We start from the raw sequence: 17,665 nt of genomic DNA on the forward strand, positions 1-17,665 counted from the left end.
CGGCGTGACTGTACTCGCCTATGCTGAATGCAGTGAGTGAGCATGGGGTCTTTGACGCGATGGCGCTGCTGGACGCGATCGAGCGGGCGGCACCGGCCGACGCCGCGGATGTACTCACCACGCGGCTCCAAGAGGACCTGGGAGCCCTCAGCGCGTCGTTCCTGATCGCTGACTACTCCAGCGACATCCTCGCCAGGTTCTCCAGCCCCCGCGACGGTGCGATGGTCATGGAGAAGGTACGCGTGCACGGCACCCTGCAGGGCCGGGTACTGCGCACCCAGCGCCCGTCCTCGGACCTCGACGGTGATCGGCTCCTCATCGTCGCGCCGGTCACCGGTCGTGGCGAGGCGATCGGGGTGATCGAGGTCGTTTTCCCCGCGCCCGCGGCCGAAGACGGCGCCGGTGCGGCGCCCGTCGGAACCACCATCGCGGATCACCTCGACCACCTGACGACCGAGATCTCCCAGGCCGCACATCTGTTCGCCTACACGGTCGTCCTCAACCGCCGCTACACTGACCTGTTCGAATGGGGACGGCGTTCGGTACCCCTCGAACTCGCGGCAGAGATCCAGCGCAGGCTGCTGCCGGACTCGTTCACCTGTGAAAGCGCGCAGGCCTCGATCGCCGGCTGGCTGGAACCATCAGCCGCGGTCGCAGGGGATACCTTCGACTACTCCTTCGAACCGGCCGACCTGTACCTGTCGCTGACGGACGCGATGGGTCATGGGCTGGCCTCCGCCCTCCTGGCCACCGTGACGGTCAACGGTCTGCGCAACATCCGCCAAGTACCGGCCCCGCGGGATCTGGCGGCCATGGCAGACCACGTGAACGCCCTGATGGTGGAACACTCCAACCTGGAGCAGTTCGTCACCGGCCTGTTGTTCCACATCGACCTGCCCAGCGGCGCGTTGCGCGCTGTCAACGCCGGCCACATTCCCTTCTACCTCATGCGGGGTGGCATGGTCGAACAGATCGGCTGGCCGCCGGAGCCCGCGTTCGGAATGTTCCCGGAAACCGCCTACGCCGTCCGTCATCTGCAGCTGCGCGCAGGCGACCGCCTCCTTCTCGTCACCGACGGAATGATCGACCGCAACGCCGCCCGGATCGACCTGCCCGCACAACTCTCGGCGAACAGCCACCTGCACCCCCGGGAACTCGTCCAGCACCTTGCCAGGCTCGTCCTCGACGCCTGCGACGGCGACCTCCAGGACGACGCGACAGTCATGTGCCTGGACTGGCACCAACGCAGCGGACCATCGCGCCGGGTCTCCAGCGGGGCCGACCCCAAACGCGCCTCCGGCCCCGAACGGTGACGACACCATCGGCCGCGGTTGGAGCGGCAGGGCTACTACTTGATGATGGCGTCGACAGTTTTCTTGAGGGCGCTCGGCTGGGCCGGGCTGTCCGGAGCCTTCCTCTTCGCTTCCAGCAACCGTTCCCCGATCTCGGACAACTGCTTGCGGCCAAGCGCCTCCCGAACCCGGGGAAACAACTCCCGTTCTTCCTCGTCGATGTGGCGGGTCACGTTCTCGATCAGAACCGCCGCCTTGGGATCGAAACGCTCCGCCTCCGGCGAGAGCGCGGCCAGCTCCGCGGCAAGGAGGTCCGCGACGTGATGCTCCTCGTACGATTCAAGGATGTCGTCCTCCAGCGTCGGCAGCAGACCACACACCTCCGGATACATGACCTCGTTCTCGATGTAGGTATGCACCGTGAGCAGTTCGATGATCTTATCGACAAGCCTGCCCTTCGTAGCGTGAGCGTTCTTCCCCGCCTCCTCGAAACGCTTGAACGCAGCCTTGATCGCCTTGTGATCTTCCTTCAGGAGCACGATGGCGTCTGTCGACATTTCATCTCCTCCAAATCTTGACGAAGTGAGCTCCGCGCAGCCGTTCCCAAGGCCTTGGGAACGTCGCGCGACACGTCAGGCATCAGCGTCGCCCGGTGGTGACATAGCCGCGTCCCCGCTCGCCGATCCGAGCCTGCACCGCGCCAAATGTGGCCAGGCTCGCGGGCCGCAGCCCAAGCAGCCGCTCGGGCGGCAGGTCGGGCACATTGACATTGAGCAGAAACGGTGGCCCGCCGTACGACACCAGCCACTGATGGCACGGCCGGCGACCATCACCGAGGACTCCCAGTGAGAGGGGTCCGTCGCGACGGACGAGACCGCCATCGCCGGCAGTCCGTGGGTGACGGCGGTGAGACCCGCTCCGACCGTGCCGGAGTGCAGTACGGCCTGCCCGGCGTTCGGCCCGTGATTGATTCCGGACAGCACGAGGTCGGGAGCCGGCCCGAACGCGCCGCGGACGCCGACGAAGACAATCAGCGCCGGGGATGCGTCGGCGGCAAGAGCCGCCGCGTCTGCGATGTGGCCGAGAGCCGCGGCTGCGGCGTGGTAGCCACGACCTCCCGCCGCTCGGCGCGCCGGTCGTGCACATAGCCTCCGTTCTCCCCGCTCACCGTGACCGGCCGGGCGACGATGCCACTGCGCCTGACCAGCGTCGGGAGCACCGCCCCCGCCTCTCCTCCAAACGGCGCGCACAGCCGGGCCTCCACGTCCATGATCGCCAGAAGATGCGCGATCCACACGCCTCGCCCACCGGCATGCCCGGTCGCGAACACTCCACGACAAATGCCGTCACCCCCTTGAGGTTGCCCGCCCACAGCGGGCCCAACCGGGGTCCAGGACAGATCACCGTCAAGATCGCACGGCCCCGTTGCCACACCGGTTGCCATAAAACGATCATCCGATGATGGAAAAATCCCGCTATTTCCGCAGGTCATGGTGGACAGAACCGGGCACAACCCGAACCGCCAACCCACGATCCCGCCCCCGCGATCTCCATCCCCGATCGAATAGACGGGCCGCCTACCACTGGAAACGCGCGGTCACACCGTCGTACGTCCACCACCCACGCACCGGCTGCCACTGCCGGGTGACCCGCACGGGGCCGCGCTCCGAGCACGGCGCGCGGCCCGACGTCCCGGGCCCACGGCACGCCGATGTCCGGGCCGGCCACCGTCGCCAGACGGACTGGAGCCACAGCTGCGATCCGTCCGAACGACCTCGGCCGGTTTCACCGGCGACACGTCCGCCACGAGCCTGTCGCAACAGGACCGCTGCGGTCTCCTCAGTGGGGTTAGGACTGTTCGATCGTGGCCAGGGCTGCTTCGGTGTCCAGGTCGACGAAGGCGGCCGCGTAACGCTCCGCGAGGGCCAGGGCCACTTCGTGGCTCTGGTAGCCGTCGGTGCCGAGGGTCGACAGCCAGATCGTGAGCCCGTAGGCGGCGGAGGCCCGGTAGTGGAGCCACGCGTCGTCGGGGGCTGGGCGGTCTGGTACGTCGAGCGCGGTGAGGTATTCGTTGATGAGGTCGGCCTCGGCGCGGCGCCGGTCCTCGACGGTCAGCGAGCCTGTGAGGAAGTAGCCGACGTCCTGCGACCATGCGCCGCGGCGGGCGACCTGCCAGTCGAGGAAGCCCACGTCGTCGCCGGGCAGCACGTAGGTGTTGCCGATGTGGGCGTCGGCGTGCAGCAAGGTCACCGGCCCGCGGTTCAGCGTGGCGACGTAGCGAGCCCACAGGTCGACGTGGCCGTCGCCGTCGTACGCGGTGACCGCGGCAGGGAGGCGGGACGCGCCGCGTTCGAGACCTCTCGGTGTGTAGGTCCGCAGCCCCGACTGGAATCCCTGGGTCGGCGCCCAGGTCTGGACCCAGGCGAGATGTGGTTCGGTGACGGCGGAGAAGCCCCAGTAGCGGCTGTGAAGACGCGCCAGTCCACGTAGGCCGCTGGCGACCTGGTCCACCGTCATGGGACGCGTTGAGTCCCGTGGGTCGCCACCTCGCCTGGTCACGTCCTCCATGACGATGAGGTAGTCGAGCCCTGGGCGGTCGATGATTACTTTGAAGGCACGTGGATGATCAACGGGAATCGGGACACCCGAGGCGAACAGATCAGCCTCGTTGAACAGGTTGCCGTTACGGGCGTGAATGGCCCGGTGTATGCCCTCAGCCTTGAGGAAAACCCTGCTGGGGCCGGAGCCCGCCGCGTAGGTCAGGTCGAAGCGTGCGCGGCGGTTGGTGCCGTCGTCGCGTGCCGCCAGGGTGGCGTCCTCGACAACCGCGCCCGGACAGCTCTCGGCCAGCGCCGCGGTGAACCACCCGGGCGTCGCCTCGGCCCAGTCGGCAGGGATCCGTAACGGGACGGCTCCGTTCGAGGCATCGGCATCTCTGAGCGACATACGTGAAAAGTATGTGCTCACTTACCTTTGGTCAACCGTGCCTTCATGCGGGCCGACGGCGCCGGCTCGTCCAGCGGCTGGGCGGGGCCGGCGCCGCGGAGCGGGCACGTTACGTCGCCTTTGCCTGCTCCGCGATCGCACTTTGTCCTGTTCGTCCGCCGTCAGGGCTCAGTGGTTCGCCTGCGGCTTCTCCGGCGCCGCTGTCCGAGCGTCGATGGCCGGGCCTTGCGTGGCCGCCCAGCTAGACAGGAGCCGCAGGCCGTCCGCGTCGGGCGAGCCCGCATCGGCGTAAAAGGCGATCAGGGACAGCCCAGGGTCAGCGGGTAGCTCCATCACCTCGAAGTCCAGATGCAGATCACCGACGGCCGGATGGTGGATCTGTTTGCGTCCGGTACGGTGCAGCCGGACGTCGTGGGCCGCCCAGCGGACGCGGAAGGGATCGCTGCGGGTACCGAGCTCCCCGACCAGATCGATGAGTCCCCGATCATGGGGATCGCGCCCGGCCTCGGTGCGCAGCGTGCTCACGCTGTCGTCGGCGGCGCGTTCCCAGTCGAGCCAGAAGTCGCGGGCGTGGGGGTCGAGAAAAGTGAACCGGGCGTGGTTGACCGGCTGGCCTGCCGCGCGGACGGGGCTGGTGTAGACGGGCGCGAACAGCGCCCGGCCGAAGGGATTGGCGGCCACGGCATCCAGGCGGGCGTTGTTCACGATCACCGGGATCTCGACCATCAGATCCAGAAGACGTTCGAGGCCGGGTCGCACCCGCCGGGTCGAGGGCCGGCGGCGCGTTCGGGCGGCGGGGCCGGCGGCACGGGCCAGATCGAGCAGGTGAGCGTGCTCGGCTTCGTCCAGCTGTAGGGCGCGGGCGACGGCGTCCAGCACGCTGTCCGACACGCCCGCGAGGTCACCGCGCTCGATCTGGGCGTAGTACTCGACGCTGACGCCGGCCAGGTCTGCGACCTCGCTGCGCCGCAGTCCCGGTACCCGCCTGCCCCGGCCGTGGGCGGTCAGCCCGGCCTGACCGGGGGTGAGTTTCGCCCGGCGGGAGGTGAGGAACGCCTTGACCTCGTCACGGTTGCCCACCAGGCCAGGCTAGGCGCGATCCCGGACTCGAGGAGTGGGCTGCCGGTACACCTGCCAGCAGCACCTTCTTCGCATGCCCCCGGCCTGGTTGCATCAGTTCGCCGCCCCTGGGCCGCCACGGGGATACCGACTTCGGGCGTTGCACGCCAATGGCGGCGTTCTGCAGAAAACGCGAGAAATGCAAGAAATGTAAGAAGGAGCCATTGATGAAGCACGTATCTCTCGGGGGTCTCGACGTCTCCCGGATCGGCCTGGGAGCGATGACCATGGCCGGCACCTACACCAGCGGCGGAGGTCTCGACGACGCCGAGTCGATCCGCGCGATCCACCCAGGCAGAATCTCGATGATGTCGCGCGGACGTCGAACCACCCGAAATGGGCGTAGGCCCGGTGCTTATATCAAGTCCCGCGCCCGACAGGAGAAAAGTGATGAGTAGTCGCGTGCAGATCGGCGTCGTCTATCCGCAGAACGAACTTCGAGGCGATCCCGACGCCGTCCGGCGAGTGGGCCGGGCCGCCGAGGAACTGGGATTCGACCATCTCCTCGCCTACGATCACGTGCTCGGTGCCGTCCACGCCGGTCGGACGCCTCCGCTGACAGGCCCCTACACCGAGCATGACCCGTTTCACGACCCGTTCGTGATGTTCGCCTACCTCGCGGGTATCACCGAGCGAATCGGTTTCGCCACAGGGGTCCTGATCCTTCCGCAGCGCCAGACGGCCCTCGTCGGACGGCAGGCCGCCGACGTGGACCTGCTGTCCGGTGGTCGGCTGCGCCTCGGTGTCGGGGTCGGCTGGAACCCGGTCGAGTACGACGCCCTCGGCCAGGACTTCCGTACCCGCGGTGCCCGGCAGGAGGAGCAGATCGAACTGCTGCGCCGGCTGTTCGAAGAACCTGTCGTCGACTTCGCGGGCCGCTTCGACCGAGTGGACAGGGCCGCGCTCGTGCCGAAACCGGCGTCGCCCGTCCCGATCTGGCTCGGTGGGGCGAGCGAAGCCGCGTTCGACCGGGCCGCCCGGCTCGCGGATGGTTTCATCTTCTTCGGTGGCGGCGGCGTCGACCACGTCATCGGTGACTGGGAACGGCTCCGTGATCGCGTGACCGGTCTGGGTAGGTCGGTCGACGGTTTCGGCGCGGAGTACGTGGCGCTCCCACAGGGCGGGGTCAGTGGCCTGACGGCGGAGATCGACGCCTGGCGCGAGGCGGGTGGTACCCACGTCTCGGTGGTCACGATGGGCCTCGGCCTGCAGTCCGTCGACGGCCACATCAAATATCTCGCCGCGGTCGCGGACGCGCTCAACCTGTCGTGACGACCACCGATGCGGGGTCGAACCGCCGACCTTCCACCTGTTTGGCGGAAGGTCGGCGAGCGGGGTCGCGGTCGTGGGTCAGCTGCCGGGGAACGCACCGGGGTCGACGGAGCTCGTCGACGCGTTGCCGCTGATGACGCCGTACAGAGTCAGCTCGTAACTCGTGTACCGGTCGTACGAGAGCGTCTCGTCGAACTTGCTGAAGTCGCAGTCGCGGGTGAAGCGGGCGTTCGCGTCGTCCCAGTCGGTCCCGACCGTGTAGAAGACCTCGTAGTTGCCGTCGGGGATCCCGTCGGCGGTCGTCGATCCGCCCGCCTGCACGTACACATTGCGGATGACCTCGGTGCCCTGGGTCAGCTTCACCACCGCGTCCGCGTCCGACGACGCCTTGACGGTCAGCTCACCGCCGCCACCTCCGCGCCCGCCGGGCAGGCTGCCGTTCGCGGGACGACGGGTCTGGTCCGGCGTGCCGACGGGAAGGAACGCGCCGACCGTGAAGCTCCGACCCGAGTCGGCGGTGGTCAGCTCCTGCGCCGCCTGGCGCACCTGGTTGGCGCCGTCGGCGCTGGCCGCCCTCGGCAGCCCGGAACCACCCGTGCACAGTTTCTTGTCCTGCGCGTCCTGGGACAGCGAGGTGAGGTCTGCGGCCAGCTCGTCGAGCGCCGTGCGCAGCTTCCCGTGTGCGGCGTCGACGCTCTCCGGCGGGCGCACCTCCGCGAGCTTGTCGGCCTGGCTGGTCAGGCTCATGGCGGTGGCGGTGAGCGCGGTCGACAGGTCCTCGGGCGTCAGCGCCGCCCCGACGCCGTCGAAGGCGGGGTCGAGGGCCTTGTCCAGATCCGTCAGAACGCCCTGGTAGGCGTCGGGTGTCAGCCGCGGTTCGTCGGAGCCGCACGCGACGAGGCCGGTGGCGAGAACCGGAAGCAGGACGAGCAGGAAGGTGTGGCGTCGCACCGTTGGAACCCCTCTATGTGCAGTACGGGCACTGAGAGGATATTTTTGGTCACCTTCCGCAGATTAGTTTGTCACCTTTTCGACACATCAGCCCACGAAAGGTGGCATCGCCGGGACGGCTGATCCGTCCCCGCGAGATCGGAGGACGCCGGAGGACGACGGTGCCGCGCGGCCGGCGTGGCACGGCACCGTCGTCAGATCACGGGCTCAGATCACGGGCTCAGGTCCGGAACGGCCCGGTCACCTCGAAGGTGATGCCACCGGATGACGATCCGGTGGTGCCGCGCTGGGAGGAGAAGTAGAGCCGGGTGCCGTCCGGGGAGAACGCCGGGCCGGTGATCTCCGACGAGCCGTGGCCGGAGAGGCGCAGGATCGGCGCGACGACCTCGGTCGGCGTGATGATGCAGATCTCCAGGTTGCCGCCGTCCTCGGCGACGTACAGGTCGCCGTAGCTGGAACCGGTGATGTTGTCCACGCCGGTCAGCGGCGCGCTTCCGCCGGTCACCAGGGAGTCGTCGTAGGTCAGCTCGAACGCGTTGGTGGCGCAGTTCAGCTTCCAGACCCGGTTGTCACCCTTGGTGGTCCACCACACGGTGTTGTTCGCATAGTGGACGCCCTCACCGCCGTTGAAGTGCTTGGCGGCGGAGACCTGGTTGCGCGTCGCGGTCGGCGAGCCGTCCGGGTCGGGGACGGTCTGCCAGGTCGCGGTGCCCGAGGTTCCGGACGAGGCACACAGCACCTCGAGGGTCCCGCTCGACAGGTTCCCCCAGGTCGTCGGCCGGAACCGGTAGAAGCAGCCGCTCGTGTTGTCCTCCGTCAGGTAGATCACCTGGCGGACGGGGTCGCAGGCCGCGGCCTCGTGGGCGAAGCGGCCCATGGCCGGCCGGGCGACAGCGGTGGCACCGGTCGCCGGGTAGGTCTCCCACACCCGCCCGGTGGAGGTCTCCTCGCAGGACAGCCAGGTGCCCCACGGGGTGGCGCCACCGGCGCAGTTGCTGCTCGTGCCGGAAAGGAGGCGCTGGGCCGAGGTGATGGTCCCGGACGAGTTGAAGCGCAGCACCGACGCTCCGCCGGCGCTGCTGCCGACCTCCGAGTTCGACACGTACATCCAGCCGGTGCCATTCGTGTAGCAGGCACCGCCGTCCGGAGCGTTGTGCCAGGTGTAGCTCGTCCCGGTCACCGTCTGGCCGGACCTCGCGACAATTCTGCTGGTGAATCCGGACGGTAGCAGAACACCATTGGCATCCGCCGCGAGCAGAGCTCCGTAAGGGCTCGTTCCGGGCTGCGCGGGGGCCGCCATGGCGACCTCCAAAGCAGTTCCGGAGAAGGCCATAACGCCCGCACCGACAAATGCGGAACGCATGAATGACCGCCGGTCGACCATCGATCCTCCTGGATTTTGGGCAGCGCTTGTTCACAAAACTCCGGGCCGCCCGAGGGACGATAGTCACCCCGCAATCACGCCACCAGCCACCGCCTGGTGAACATTCGGCGGCCTCAACGAAAATCCATTGAAACATCACGCTAATCACCAGCACACACCGAGTTCACCTACTCCGCGCGGCCGAGGCGTGGCCGGGCGCCGACGCGAGCCGCGAAACCGTGCCGGCGACCGACTGTCTTCCACCCGACACCCCCCTTCCCAGCTGGCACCAGGGCGGCGGATGGGAAGGACAGGCCACCGAGACACGCCGGCGCGCGCTGGCGCCCGTCGGCGGCAGCCGGGTGCCGCACCGCCGCCGGAACACCGCTTCGGAAGGCCGGCGCGTCGCCGTGAGTGCAGGTGCGGTCACCAGCGCAAGTTCGATGTCTCGGTCGGCAACAACCCGGGCACCGCAGCGGAAGGCGATTCGGGACAGGTCGGCACGAGCCCCGCGGAATGAGGCCGCCGCACCGGCGGCGAAACGCTGGCGCACGGCAGCCGGACCGCCACCGGAACCATAATTGGCGAACCCTCACCCGACCTCGGTGCGGAAAATCACGCGCCCTCACAGCATGACCTGGATAACATGCCCCCATGGCTACCGCGAATCATCCTGGTTCCCAGGACATGATTTCTCGTCCACGTGACTCACACAGGTCGGGCGGGGCGGCAGTAAAGGCGCCGGAACTCGTCATCCTGCTCAGCCCGTCCGGCGACATCATCGGTACCACCCCAAAAGCCACCGTCCACGGGCCGCAGACTCCGCTGCACCTCGCGTTCTCCTCCTACGTGTTCGACGACCTCGACCGTCTTCTCGTCACGCGGCGAGCGCTGGAGAAGACCACCTGGCCGGGAGTCCTCACCAACACCTGTTGTGGGCACCCCGCCCCCGGCGAGGATTTCCGCGAGGCCATCACACGCCGGCTCGTGCAGGAACTCGGCCTGCGGGTGGGGCGCATCGACCTGGCACTGCCGAAGTTCCGCTACCGCTGCGTGATGGACGACGGAATGGTGGAGAACGAAATCTGCCCGGTGTTCTTCACCCGCACTTCCGGACCTTTCCAGATCAACCCCGAAGAAGTGGCTGAGGCATTCTGGTTCCCCTGGTCGAACTTCGTCGAGGACGTTATGAGCGGCGCACTCGCGATCTCGCCCTGGGCGCGGCTTCAGGTCGAGCAGCTCCGCGCGCTGGGCCCCTCACCGCGTAACTGGCCGTCCGCTCCCGACGAGGAGCTGCCCCCGGCCGCCCGCCAGAACACCGCAAGCCTCGCCAGCTGACGACAGACAGCGGTCGGGGTCGGGTGCCATAGTCCATCCGACCCCGACCGGCGTCGGATCAGGCTCAGTCGACAACGGTGCTGTCGTCGTCGGTCACGAAATCAACGACGATCCGGTAGGCACCTTGCCCTGGTTCTTCACCAGGCCGTCGAAAAGCCAGGCACCGTTGTCGCGATCACAGCTGCCTGCGACGACCTCCGTGCGAGCGCCCTTCTTCCCCGGCCAGCGCACCGACCGTGAGGACACCGGCCACCGCGGTCGACCCGATCCGCACCAGGCGCACCCGGGCCGATACCGCCGTCTCCCGCCAGACCCGCTCATCCGTAGCTCCCTACCTCCGCCGCGCACGGCGTCGCCCGTCCGGGGACCCAGGTCGTTCAGGTCTCCCGGACGGGCATTGCGCGACCAAGTGCCAGCACTCAGAGCGAGTAAACGCCGACCATTTGTAACAGAGCCGGCCGGCTGACCTCGCCCCACGGCAGGTGACGGCGGGCAACGCCGAGGCCACGGCCCGGTTGGCACTGATTGCCGCACCGCGGCGGACCGGTTAGGTTCCGGGCTGGCGGAGAGGAGCGCGCGGTGTCCCAGACCATGACAGCGCAGGGCCTGACCAGCATCGTCGATGATCTCCTGGCCACACATCCACCGGCGGCCACGGACCCGCGCACGTTCCTGGGCGCCCGGTTCGACGCCGGCCTCGCATGGGTCTGGGTCGGCCGCGACGGCGGTGGCCGCGGGCGCCCCGGGCCCGAAGGATCGGTGCTGAAGCTGACCGGCACCGAGCACAGCAGGCGCGCGGCGGCCTACCTGCTCGATCTGCTGGGCAACGGGGGCGCGCTCGTCCCGGAGTACCGGATGACACGTCCGGCCCTGCCGCTCGGCGGCGACGGCCCGCGTGACGCCGCCCAGACGTTCCTGCGCTCCCGCGCGAACACCATCGAGGGCGGAACGTCGCAGATCCTGCGCAACATCCTGGGTGAGCGGGTGCTGGGCCTGCCTGGCGATGTCGGTGTCGACAAGGGCGTGCCCTGGCGCGACGTCCCCCGCTGACCTCAGCCCTCACGGGCACCCCCCGCTTACCGCGACGTCTTCGGCCTGCCGCGGCCGCCTCGGCGACCCCTACCGAGCCGCGCCCGACACCGAGCCCCGAACGAACCCGAACGACGAACTCATCAGACCTGTGGAGGAGCACCGTGGGCCTCGTGTTCTCCGACGAGCAGGAGGAGCTGCGCCGCACCGTGCGGTCCTTCCTCGAACGCACCTCGCCCGAGTCCGAGGTCCGTCGCCTGATGGAGACCGCCGACGGCTACGACCCTGCGGTCTGGCGCCAGATGGCCGAGCAGCTCGGGCTGCAGGGGCTGCACGTGCCCGCGGAGTACGGCGGCTCCGGCTTCGGGTTCGTCGAGCTCGGGATCGTCCTGGAGGAGATGGGCGCGTTCCTGCTGTGCGCGCCGTTCCTCGCCTCCGCGGTGCTCGCGACCGGCGCCCTGCTGGACGCGGCTGACCCGGCCGCACGCGCGGAGCTGCTCCCCGGGCTCGTCGACGGCTCGTCCATCGGCACGCTCGCCTTCGCCGGCCCGACCGGACGCGTGGACACCGCACCAGCACCAGCACCGGCCACGACGGCGGGCGGTGGTTCCACCGGGTCCGCGGAGGCCGCGGGGCACGGCGGGCCGCTGATCGTCGCCACCCGTTCCGGTTCCGGCGACGGTGGCTACACGCTGCGCGGGACCAGGCATTTCGTTCTCGACGGCGCGGTGGCCGACCTCCTCCTGGTCACCGCCTGGGCCGACGGGGGCCTGTCCCTGTTCGCGGTCAGCGGTGACGCACCGGGGCTGATCCGGTCACCGCTGCCGGTGATGGATCTGACCCGCAAACAGGCCGATCTGACGTTCAGCGGGACACCGGCCCGGCTGATCGGAGCCGAGGGGGACGCCGGGCCGCTCCTGACCCGAGTTCTGCGGCTCGCCTGCGTGGCGTTGGCGAACGAAAGCACCGGAGGCGCCCGAGCCGTCCTGGCGCAGGCCGTGCGGTACGCCCGCGAGCGCGTCCAGTTCGGGCGGCCGATCGGAAGCTATCAGGCCGTGAAGCACAGCTGCGCCGACATGCTGGTCGCGGTCGAAGGCTCCAGGTCGGCCGCGTACCACGCGGCGCAGGTCGCCGCGTCCGGTGACGCCCGGCTGCTGGCCCGCGCCGCGGCGATGGCGAAGGCCTACGTCGGCGAGGCGTACTTCTCGGCCGCCGCGGAGAACATTCAGATCCACGGCGGCATCGGCTTCACCTGGGAGCATCCGGCGCACCTGTACTTCAAGCGGGCGAAGACCTCGGAGCTGCTGTTCGGCGACCCGGTGCATCACCGGGGCCTGCTGGCCGACGAGCTCGAGATCTAGCGGGAGTCATCGCCTGCCAGCAGCTGTCAGTACGACGCGGGCTGGACGGTGAGAATCGGCCGTGCGTCGAGGTCGTCGGGCGGGACGAGGAAGGACAGGTTGGGGACCGGCAGCCCGACGGCCGGTCACGAAGCTCACCCACGGGGTGCAGGCGACGGAATCGGTATCCCGCTCGATATCGACTCCGACGACCAGCGCCTCCGCGACAAAACCCCGACGGCGCAGCCGCCGCATCTCGAAGAAAAGTCGGAACGCCCTGGACGTCGCCACGAGCACCACAATTCCGAAAAGAATCGAGAGAACGCTGCCCGGCGGACTTCCAAAAAATTCGGCCGGGAGACAACTGTCGGATGCTTCTCTTCGCACCCATCAGATGGCGGGCCCGATCCGGTTCGCTCGGCGGTTACCAGGCGGGGAAGTCTCGCTTGCGGATCAGGCAGTGCACGCCCTTCACGTCGTCGACCACCTGGCTCACCATGAAGTCGGCGGCGGCGGAAAGATAGCTGTAGGCGACCATCACCGGCACGTCCCGAACCTGGCTGAGCACCCGCAGCGCCTCCCGGACCGCCAGCCGCATGGCCTCGTCCAGGTCGGTGTGCAGGCCGACGGCGATCCAGTGCTCGGGCGTCTCACCGAACGGCCCACTCACCCCCGCGCCGAACGGTGCCGCCTCGTCACCGGTCAGCACGGTGAGGCGCACGGTGGTGCGCAGCGATGCCTCCAGGGCGGTCAGGGAGACCTCTCCATGCCCCTGGGCGAAATGCGGATCACCGGTGTAGAAGCCCGCGCCCGGGATCTGGACCGGCAGGTAGAGGGCCGTTCCAGTGACGAGGTCGCGAACATCGAGGTTGCCGCCGAACGGACCGGGCGGAACCGTGTTGAGCGCCTTCTCCCCCACCGGGGTGACGCCGGTGAGGCCCATGAACGGCGCGACGGGGAAGGAGATCTGCCGCCCCGCGCCGTACCGCATCACGGCCCGGCCAGCCGCCACGTCCACGTCGCAGAACTGGCTGTAGCGGTCGGTGAGGACGCCGTTGTCGTCGATGGGCAGCTCACCGGGCAGCGCGCCCCGGCCGTGCCGGCTGGAGACGAGCCCGTAGGGAACCCGCGGGGTCAGCTGCAGGTACTCGACCTTGAGGACGTCGCCGGGTCGTGCTCCCTCGATGTGAACCGGCCCGGTCACCACGTGCGGGCCGTCCAGCCCGCGGTAGTGCTCGACCTCCCTGGCGATGTCGATCGCGTCCTGGAGCACGGCGTCGCCGGCCACATCATGACCCGCCCAGAAGGCCTTCGGGTCCCGGCCCTGGTCCTCCATCAGGCCCTCATGGGACAGGGTGTCGATGGTGATCGTGGCACCGGAGGCCACTTGCAGCACCGGCTCGGTCGCCGCGGTTGGCAGACGGCCCCAGGTAACCGTCTTCGGCGACGAAGGCAGGTAGTGCTGCCCCGGCCATTCCCCGGTTCCACACTGCAGTACGGACATGATGACGCGCTCCCTAGTAGCTCGTCCGGGCTCGGAGCACAGGCTCACCGACCACGGTCGATCCACCCAATCCCACCAGGAAACCGCACGTCACGTCCCATATGAGCGCCCCGTCTCACACCTTGGAGGGTCCGGTCCCGGCGCTCGAACCACTCGGCCCGAAACGTTCGGTGCGAATCCGTTCGGATGCGTGGCCTATCTCGACCAGTGCGTCAGCGACCGCCTCGACGAAGCCGGTCGGGCCGCACACATAACAGGTCGGCTCGAACTCCGGCGGCCAGCCGGCCGCCACCAGATCCTCGGCGCGCAGCCGGCGCGGCGGCGACGTCCAGTGCTCGGGGACGGCCCTGGTGTAGGCGATGGTCACATCCAGCCCGGGATCACGGCTCGCGCCCGCGCGCAGCTCGGCCGCGTAGTAGAGATCGCTCGGTGTGCGGACGGAGCAGACCAGGCGGAACGGACTCCTGCTGCCGGCGGCGCGGCGCGCCCGCACCATGGCCATCAGCGGCACCAGGCCTGAGCCGCCCGCCACCAGCAGCACCGGCGCGGTGTCGGTGGGCCGCCAGACGAACCAGCCGCCGATCGGCCCACGCAGCTCCACAGGGTCACCGACGGAGTAGATCTCCGTCAGGTACGGGGAGACCTCGCCACCCGGCACCCGCTGCACCGTCAGCTCCAGGCGATCACCGTCGGCCGGTGCGGCCAGCGAGTAGCTGCGACGGGTGCTGTAGCCGTCGGCGGCGGTGAGGCGCAGATCCACCCGTTGGCCCGCGAGATGCCCCGGCCACCCGGGCGCCTCCAGAACGAGGGTGCGGGCGGTGTCGGTCTCCGACCGGACCGCCACGAGGCGGGCGACCCGCCAGGCGAGACGCTCGCTCAGTCCCCCTGGTAGCGCTGCTCCAGCCACGGATCACCTCGATCATGGTATCCGGCGAGCTCCCAGAAGCCCTGCTCGTCCCGATCCAGCAGGCGGATGCCGCGCACCCACTTCGCCGATTTCCAGAAGTACAGGTGTGGCACGAGTAGTCGCGCCGGGCCACCGTGCTCGGGTGCCAGCGGGGCGCCGTCGTAGCGGTGCACCACCCAGGCCTGCCCGTCGAGAAGATCGGCGAGGGGGAGGTTGGTGGTGTACCCACCGTACGAGTGCACCAGCGCATATTCCGCGGCCGTCTCCACGCCGCCGAGCAGGGTGTCGAGGCTGACGCCCTCCCAGGTGGTGCCGAGCTTCGTCCACTGGGTCACACAGTGGATGTCGACCGTCGGCGACTGGCTGGGCAGCCGCAGGAAGGCGGGCCAGTCCCAGCGGTGCTCGACGCCGGTCTCCGTCGTGATGGTGAACTCCCAGGCGGCCTGCTCGACCCGGGGAGTGGGCCCGGCGGACAGCACGGGAAAGTCCTCGGCAATGTACTGGCCGGGCGGCAGCACCGCCCCGGCGGAGCGAGGTCGGCCCTGAAAGCCCGGAGACACGATTCCCACCTCAGGACTCCTATCACGCAACCCGCACCCGAGCTCGGGCCGCTGTGGCGTTGTCACGCGGGCCACTGCGGCGCTCAGGCCACTGTGCCGCTCAGGCCACTGTGCCGCTCGAGCCACTGTGATGTTGTCGACGGCATTGCCGGCCTTCTGATGAGGTTGTCGACCTCTGATCCGACCGGGCCGCGGCGCGGGGCGTGCCGGCTGCCGGTCAACGCTCGGGAGCCGGTCAACGCTCGGGATGAGACCCGTCGCGTCGCCCGGGGTCGGGGGTCCCCGGGCGACGTCTCGATCTTTTCATCACCGAGGGCGCATCGGCAATGACAGACAGGTGCGATCCCACTACCTTAGGACGTTAGTCCCAGGACGAAGGTCCCCGGTCGACCTTCTGTAGGTCCCATGAAGGCCGCTGTTTGATTCTGATAGTCGATACGCGACGCAGAAATCAGCTCCCGAGCGTCCCACAGCGCGGCGCCGGCCGCAGCACCTCGAACCGAGTGCCGTCCGAACTCACCCGCATGAAGGTGTAGCAGCGCCCGAGCTCGCCGAACGACTTGGCGAAGTCGATCGGTTCGGGCAGCAGGCCGTCCGCGGAATAGTCACGCACAGCACGCAGACCCTCGACGAAGCGCTGCCGGGTCGGGCACGGACCAGCCACTGAAAGACCACGGATAAACATGTCGGCCGTGATCCACCCGGACAGCGCCGCCTGCTGGTTCGCCGTCGGCAGGTAGGGCGCGTAACGGGCCATCGCCTCCAGGAACGCCCGATGACCGGGCAGCTCCAGTTCGAACGGCTGGTAATCCACGAACAGATTGACCCCGGCCAGGATCGTCCCGAAGAGCTTGAGCATGCTCTGGTCGTAGCCGGACGGCGTGAGGATCACCCGTAGCTTCGCCCCGGCGGCGTGGGCTCCCAGCACGACCTGGCCGAACGCCGCGCCGGTCACCGCGCCCACCAGGGTGTCGGCCCCGCTGTCGCGCACCTGGTCCCCGATCGCGCGAAGGTTGATGGGGCCGGTCGCGTCGACGGTGCCGACGACCCGCACGCCCGCGATCTCCAGACTCGCTCTCAGCTCCTCGGCGAACTCGCCGGACGCGGCGGAAAGGCTCGTCACCACGATCAGCGCCGTCCGGCCGCCCTGCTCCGCGACGAAGTCCCCCCAGGTGGAGACGGAGCTACCGTCCGCAATCATGTTCGAATAGCTGAACATGGTGTCGTAGACGGTCCAGGCCGGGTCGAGCGACGTCCCCGTGACCGGGACACCCTTGCTGTGCAGGTACTCGGCGGAGCCCGCGGATGCCGTGGTCGACTCCATGATCCCGAAGACCTGACGCTGCTCGACGAGCGTCCGGGCGGCCGCGCGGTTCGCGGCGGGCTGTGAACCGTCGTCCTGGCGCAGGTAGGTGACGCGGCGCCCCTGGACACCGCCGGCGCTGTTCGCCACGCCGAGACGGGCCTCCACGCCGGCGCGGAACGGAGCGAACAGCGAGGCCGCGTTGCCGGAGTCGGGATACAGCAGCCCTACCCGCACCTCGTCCGCAGTCACGCCCGGGGTGCCCGGGCAGGCGGCGCCCGTGCCGCTCGGCGACGGTGGCTGCGCGCTGCTCGCGCCGAGAACGCACGACGCGGCGGAGCCGCACAGGACCGCGGCGAGCAGCGCGGCCAGCACCGCCCGGGCCCCCCGGCCGCGGACTCGCGGCACCCGGGCGCGGACTCGCGGCATCCGGTCACGCGCTCGCGGCAGCGGACCGCATGGTCCGGACCCGGCCGTCACAGCGGCCGAGGCATCGGCACGGTTCGTCCCAGGTCTGGTACGCACAGCACCACAGTGACCCACCAACGTCACCGCCTTGCGCCAATCCGTGTTATCTGTGAATTTCCACTATCAGGCCATATGTGACGCAACCCTTCGGCAAGGCTCCGCGTGGGATGTGTCCGCTCGTAGTCGTCGTCGCGCTACGCCGATTTCTGTCGCACCCGCAGGGGACGATCTCCGAGAGCTGATCGACTGGATCTCCCAAGGAGTGATCATGTC

Annotated in this window: 16 protein-coding genes and 2 pseudogenes; 6 read left to right on the plus strand and 12 right to left on the minus strand. The window is 69.0% G+C overall.

Annotation, left to right across the window (positions count from 1 at the left end):
• Nucleotides 1-32: 32 nt before the first annotated feature.
• Nucleotides 33-1,313, plus strand: a complete 1,281-nt coding sequence (locus FREUN1FDRAFT_RS12900) for a PP2C family protein-serine/threonine phosphatase (RefSeq protein ID WP_232295169.1) — start codon at nt 33-35, stop codon at nt 1,311-1,313.
• A 35-nt stretch (nt 1,314-1,348) separates the two neighbouring features.
• Here FREUN1FDRAFT_RS12900 and FREUN1FDRAFT_RS12905 read toward each other — a convergent pair whose 3' ends face one another.
• The 6 genes and pseudogenes from FREUN1FDRAFT_RS12905 to FREUN1FDRAFT_RS12920 all read right to left on the minus strand — a co-directional run bounded on the left by FREUN1FDRAFT_RS12905 (nt 1,349) and on the right by FREUN1FDRAFT_RS12920 (nt 5,318).
• Complete coding sequence (locus FREUN1FDRAFT_RS12905; RefSeq protein ID WP_006540493.1) at nt 1,349-1,849, minus strand: hemerythrin domain-containing protein; 501 nt, start codon at nt 1,847-1,849, stop codon at nt 1,349-1,351.
• A gap of 82 nt (nt 1,850-1,931) precedes the next feature.
• Nucleotides 1,932-2,093 carry a hypothetical protein gene (locus tag FREUN1FDRAFT_RS46220; protein ID WP_232295172.1) on the minus strand — a complete coding sequence of 54 codons (162 nt, stop codon included), beginning with the start codon at nt 2,091-2,093 and terminating at the stop codon, nt 1,932-1,934.
• Nucleotides 2,094-2,152: 59 nt separating this feature from the next.
• Nucleotides 2,153-2,368 (minus strand): annotated as a pseudogene (locus FREUN1FDRAFT_RS46225) (5'/3'-nucleotidase SurE); the annotation flags it as partial.
• Nucleotides 2,323-2,589, minus strand: coding sequence for a hypothetical protein (locus tag FREUN1FDRAFT_RS41410; RefSeq protein ID WP_006540494.1), 267 nt, complete (start codon nt 2,587-2,589; stop codon nt 2,323-2,325). The gene FREUN1FDRAFT_RS41410 and the pseudogene FREUN1FDRAFT_RS46225, both read right to left, overlap by 46 nt.
• 551 nt (nt 2,590-3,140) lie before the next feature.
• Nucleotides 3,141-4,238 (minus strand): phosphotransferase, encoded by a 1,098-nt coding sequence (locus FREUN1FDRAFT_RS12915; RefSeq protein ID WP_006540495.1) that lies wholly within the window; start codon nt 4,236-4,238, stop codon nt 3,141-3,143.
• A 168-nt stretch (nt 4,239-4,406) separates the two neighbouring features.
• Nucleotides 4,407-5,318: a helix-turn-helix domain-containing protein gene (locus tag FREUN1FDRAFT_RS12920; RefSeq protein WP_006540496.1), complete on the minus strand. Its 912-nt coding sequence runs from the start codon at nt 5,316-5,318 to the stop codon at nt 4,407-4,409.
• A 206-nt stretch (nt 5,319-5,524) separates the two neighbouring features.
• On the opposite strand from FREUN1FDRAFT_RS12920, the pseudogene FREUN1FDRAFT_RS43760 reads away from it, so the two are divergent.
• Together FREUN1FDRAFT_RS43760 and FREUN1FDRAFT_RS12925 are read left to right on the plus strand one after the other, a co-directional pair.
• A pseudogene (locus FREUN1FDRAFT_RS43760) lies at nt 5,525-5,647 on the plus strand (aldo/keto reductase); the annotation flags it as partial.
• 100 nt (nt 5,648-5,747) lie between these two features.
• Nucleotides 5,748-6,629: an LLM class F420-dependent oxidoreductase gene (locus tag FREUN1FDRAFT_RS12925; RefSeq protein ID WP_006540498.1), complete on the plus strand. Its 882-nt coding sequence runs from the start codon at nt 5,748-5,750 to the stop codon at nt 6,627-6,629.
• A 78-nt stretch (nt 6,630-6,707) separates the two neighbouring features.
• On the opposite strand, the gene FREUN1FDRAFT_RS12930 is transcribed toward FREUN1FDRAFT_RS12925, so the two are convergent.
• Both FREUN1FDRAFT_RS12930 and FREUN1FDRAFT_RS12935 read right to left on the minus strand, forming a co-directional pair.
• A complete protein-coding gene (locus FREUN1FDRAFT_RS12930) occupies nt 6,708-7,580 on the minus strand; it encodes a hypothetical protein (protein WP_006540499.1) in 873 nt (290 codons plus the stop codon).
• A gap of 220 nt (nt 7,581-7,800) precedes the next feature.
• Nucleotides 7,801-8,964, minus strand: coding sequence for an alkaline phosphatase PhoX (locus tag FREUN1FDRAFT_RS12935; protein ID WP_006540500.1), 1,164 nt, complete (start codon nt 8,962-8,964; stop codon nt 7,801-7,803).
• Between the two features lie 666 nt (nt 8,965-9,630).
• Between FREUN1FDRAFT_RS12935 and idi the strand changes: the two genes are divergently transcribed.
• From idi to FREUN1FDRAFT_RS12950, 3 genes are all read left to right on the plus strand, one after another.
• Nucleotides 9,631-10,281 carry an isopentenyl-diphosphate Delta-isomerase gene (idi, locus tag FREUN1FDRAFT_RS12940; RefSeq protein WP_050795852.1) on the plus strand — a complete coding sequence of 217 codons (651 nt, stop codon included), beginning with the start codon at nt 9,631-9,633 and terminating at the stop codon, nt 10,279-10,281.
• A 579-nt stretch (nt 10,282-10,860) separates the two neighbouring features.
• Entirely contained in the window at nt 10,861-11,331 is a 471-nt protein-coding gene (locus FREUN1FDRAFT_RS12945; protein WP_006540502.1) for an acyl-CoA dehydrogenase family protein, read from the plus strand.
• A 143-nt stretch (nt 11,332-11,474) separates the two neighbouring features.
• Nucleotides 11,475-12,671: an acyl-CoA dehydrogenase family protein gene (locus FREUN1FDRAFT_RS12950; RefSeq protein ID WP_006540503.1), complete on the plus strand. Its 1,197-nt coding sequence runs from the start codon at nt 11,475-11,477 to the stop codon at nt 12,669-12,671.
• Between the two features lie 403 nt (nt 12,672-13,074).
• Here FREUN1FDRAFT_RS12950 and FREUN1FDRAFT_RS12955 read toward each other — a convergent pair whose 3' ends face one another.
• The 4 genes from FREUN1FDRAFT_RS12955 to FREUN1FDRAFT_RS12970 all read right to left on the minus strand — a co-directional run bounded on the left by FREUN1FDRAFT_RS12955 (nt 13,075) and on the right by FREUN1FDRAFT_RS12970 (nt 17,353).
• Nucleotides 13,075-14,154 (minus strand): acetamidase/formamidase family protein, encoded by a 1,080-nt coding sequence (locus FREUN1FDRAFT_RS12955; RefSeq protein ID WP_006540504.1) that lies wholly within the window; start codon nt 14,152-14,154, stop codon nt 13,075-13,077.
• Between the two features lie 115 nt (nt 14,155-14,269).
• The gene (locus FREUN1FDRAFT_RS12960; RefSeq protein WP_006540505.1) at nt 14,270-15,061 is read right to left on the minus strand and encodes a ferredoxin reductase; all 792 of its coding nucleotides are present in this window, start codon (nt 15,059-15,061) and stop codon (nt 14,270-14,272) included.
• A complete protein-coding gene (locus FREUN1FDRAFT_RS12965; RefSeq protein ID WP_006540506.1) occupies nt 15,031-15,630 on the minus strand; it encodes a molybdopterin-dependent oxidoreductase in 600 nt (199 codons plus the stop codon). The genes FREUN1FDRAFT_RS12960 and FREUN1FDRAFT_RS12965 overlap by 31 nt, the downstream gene beginning before the upstream one ends.
• Nucleotides 15,631-16,072: 442 nt before the next feature.
• A complete protein-coding gene (locus FREUN1FDRAFT_RS12970; RefSeq protein WP_006540507.1) occupies nt 16,073-17,353 on the minus strand; it encodes an ABC transporter substrate-binding protein in 1,281 nt (426 codons plus the stop codon).
• Between the last annotated feature and the right edge of the window lie 312 nt (nt 17,354-17,665).

This window comes from Parafrankia sp. EUN1f, assembly GCF_000177675.1.
Taxonomy (GTDB): domain Bacteria; phylum Actinomycetota; class Actinomycetes; order Frankiales; family Frankiaceae; genus Parafrankia.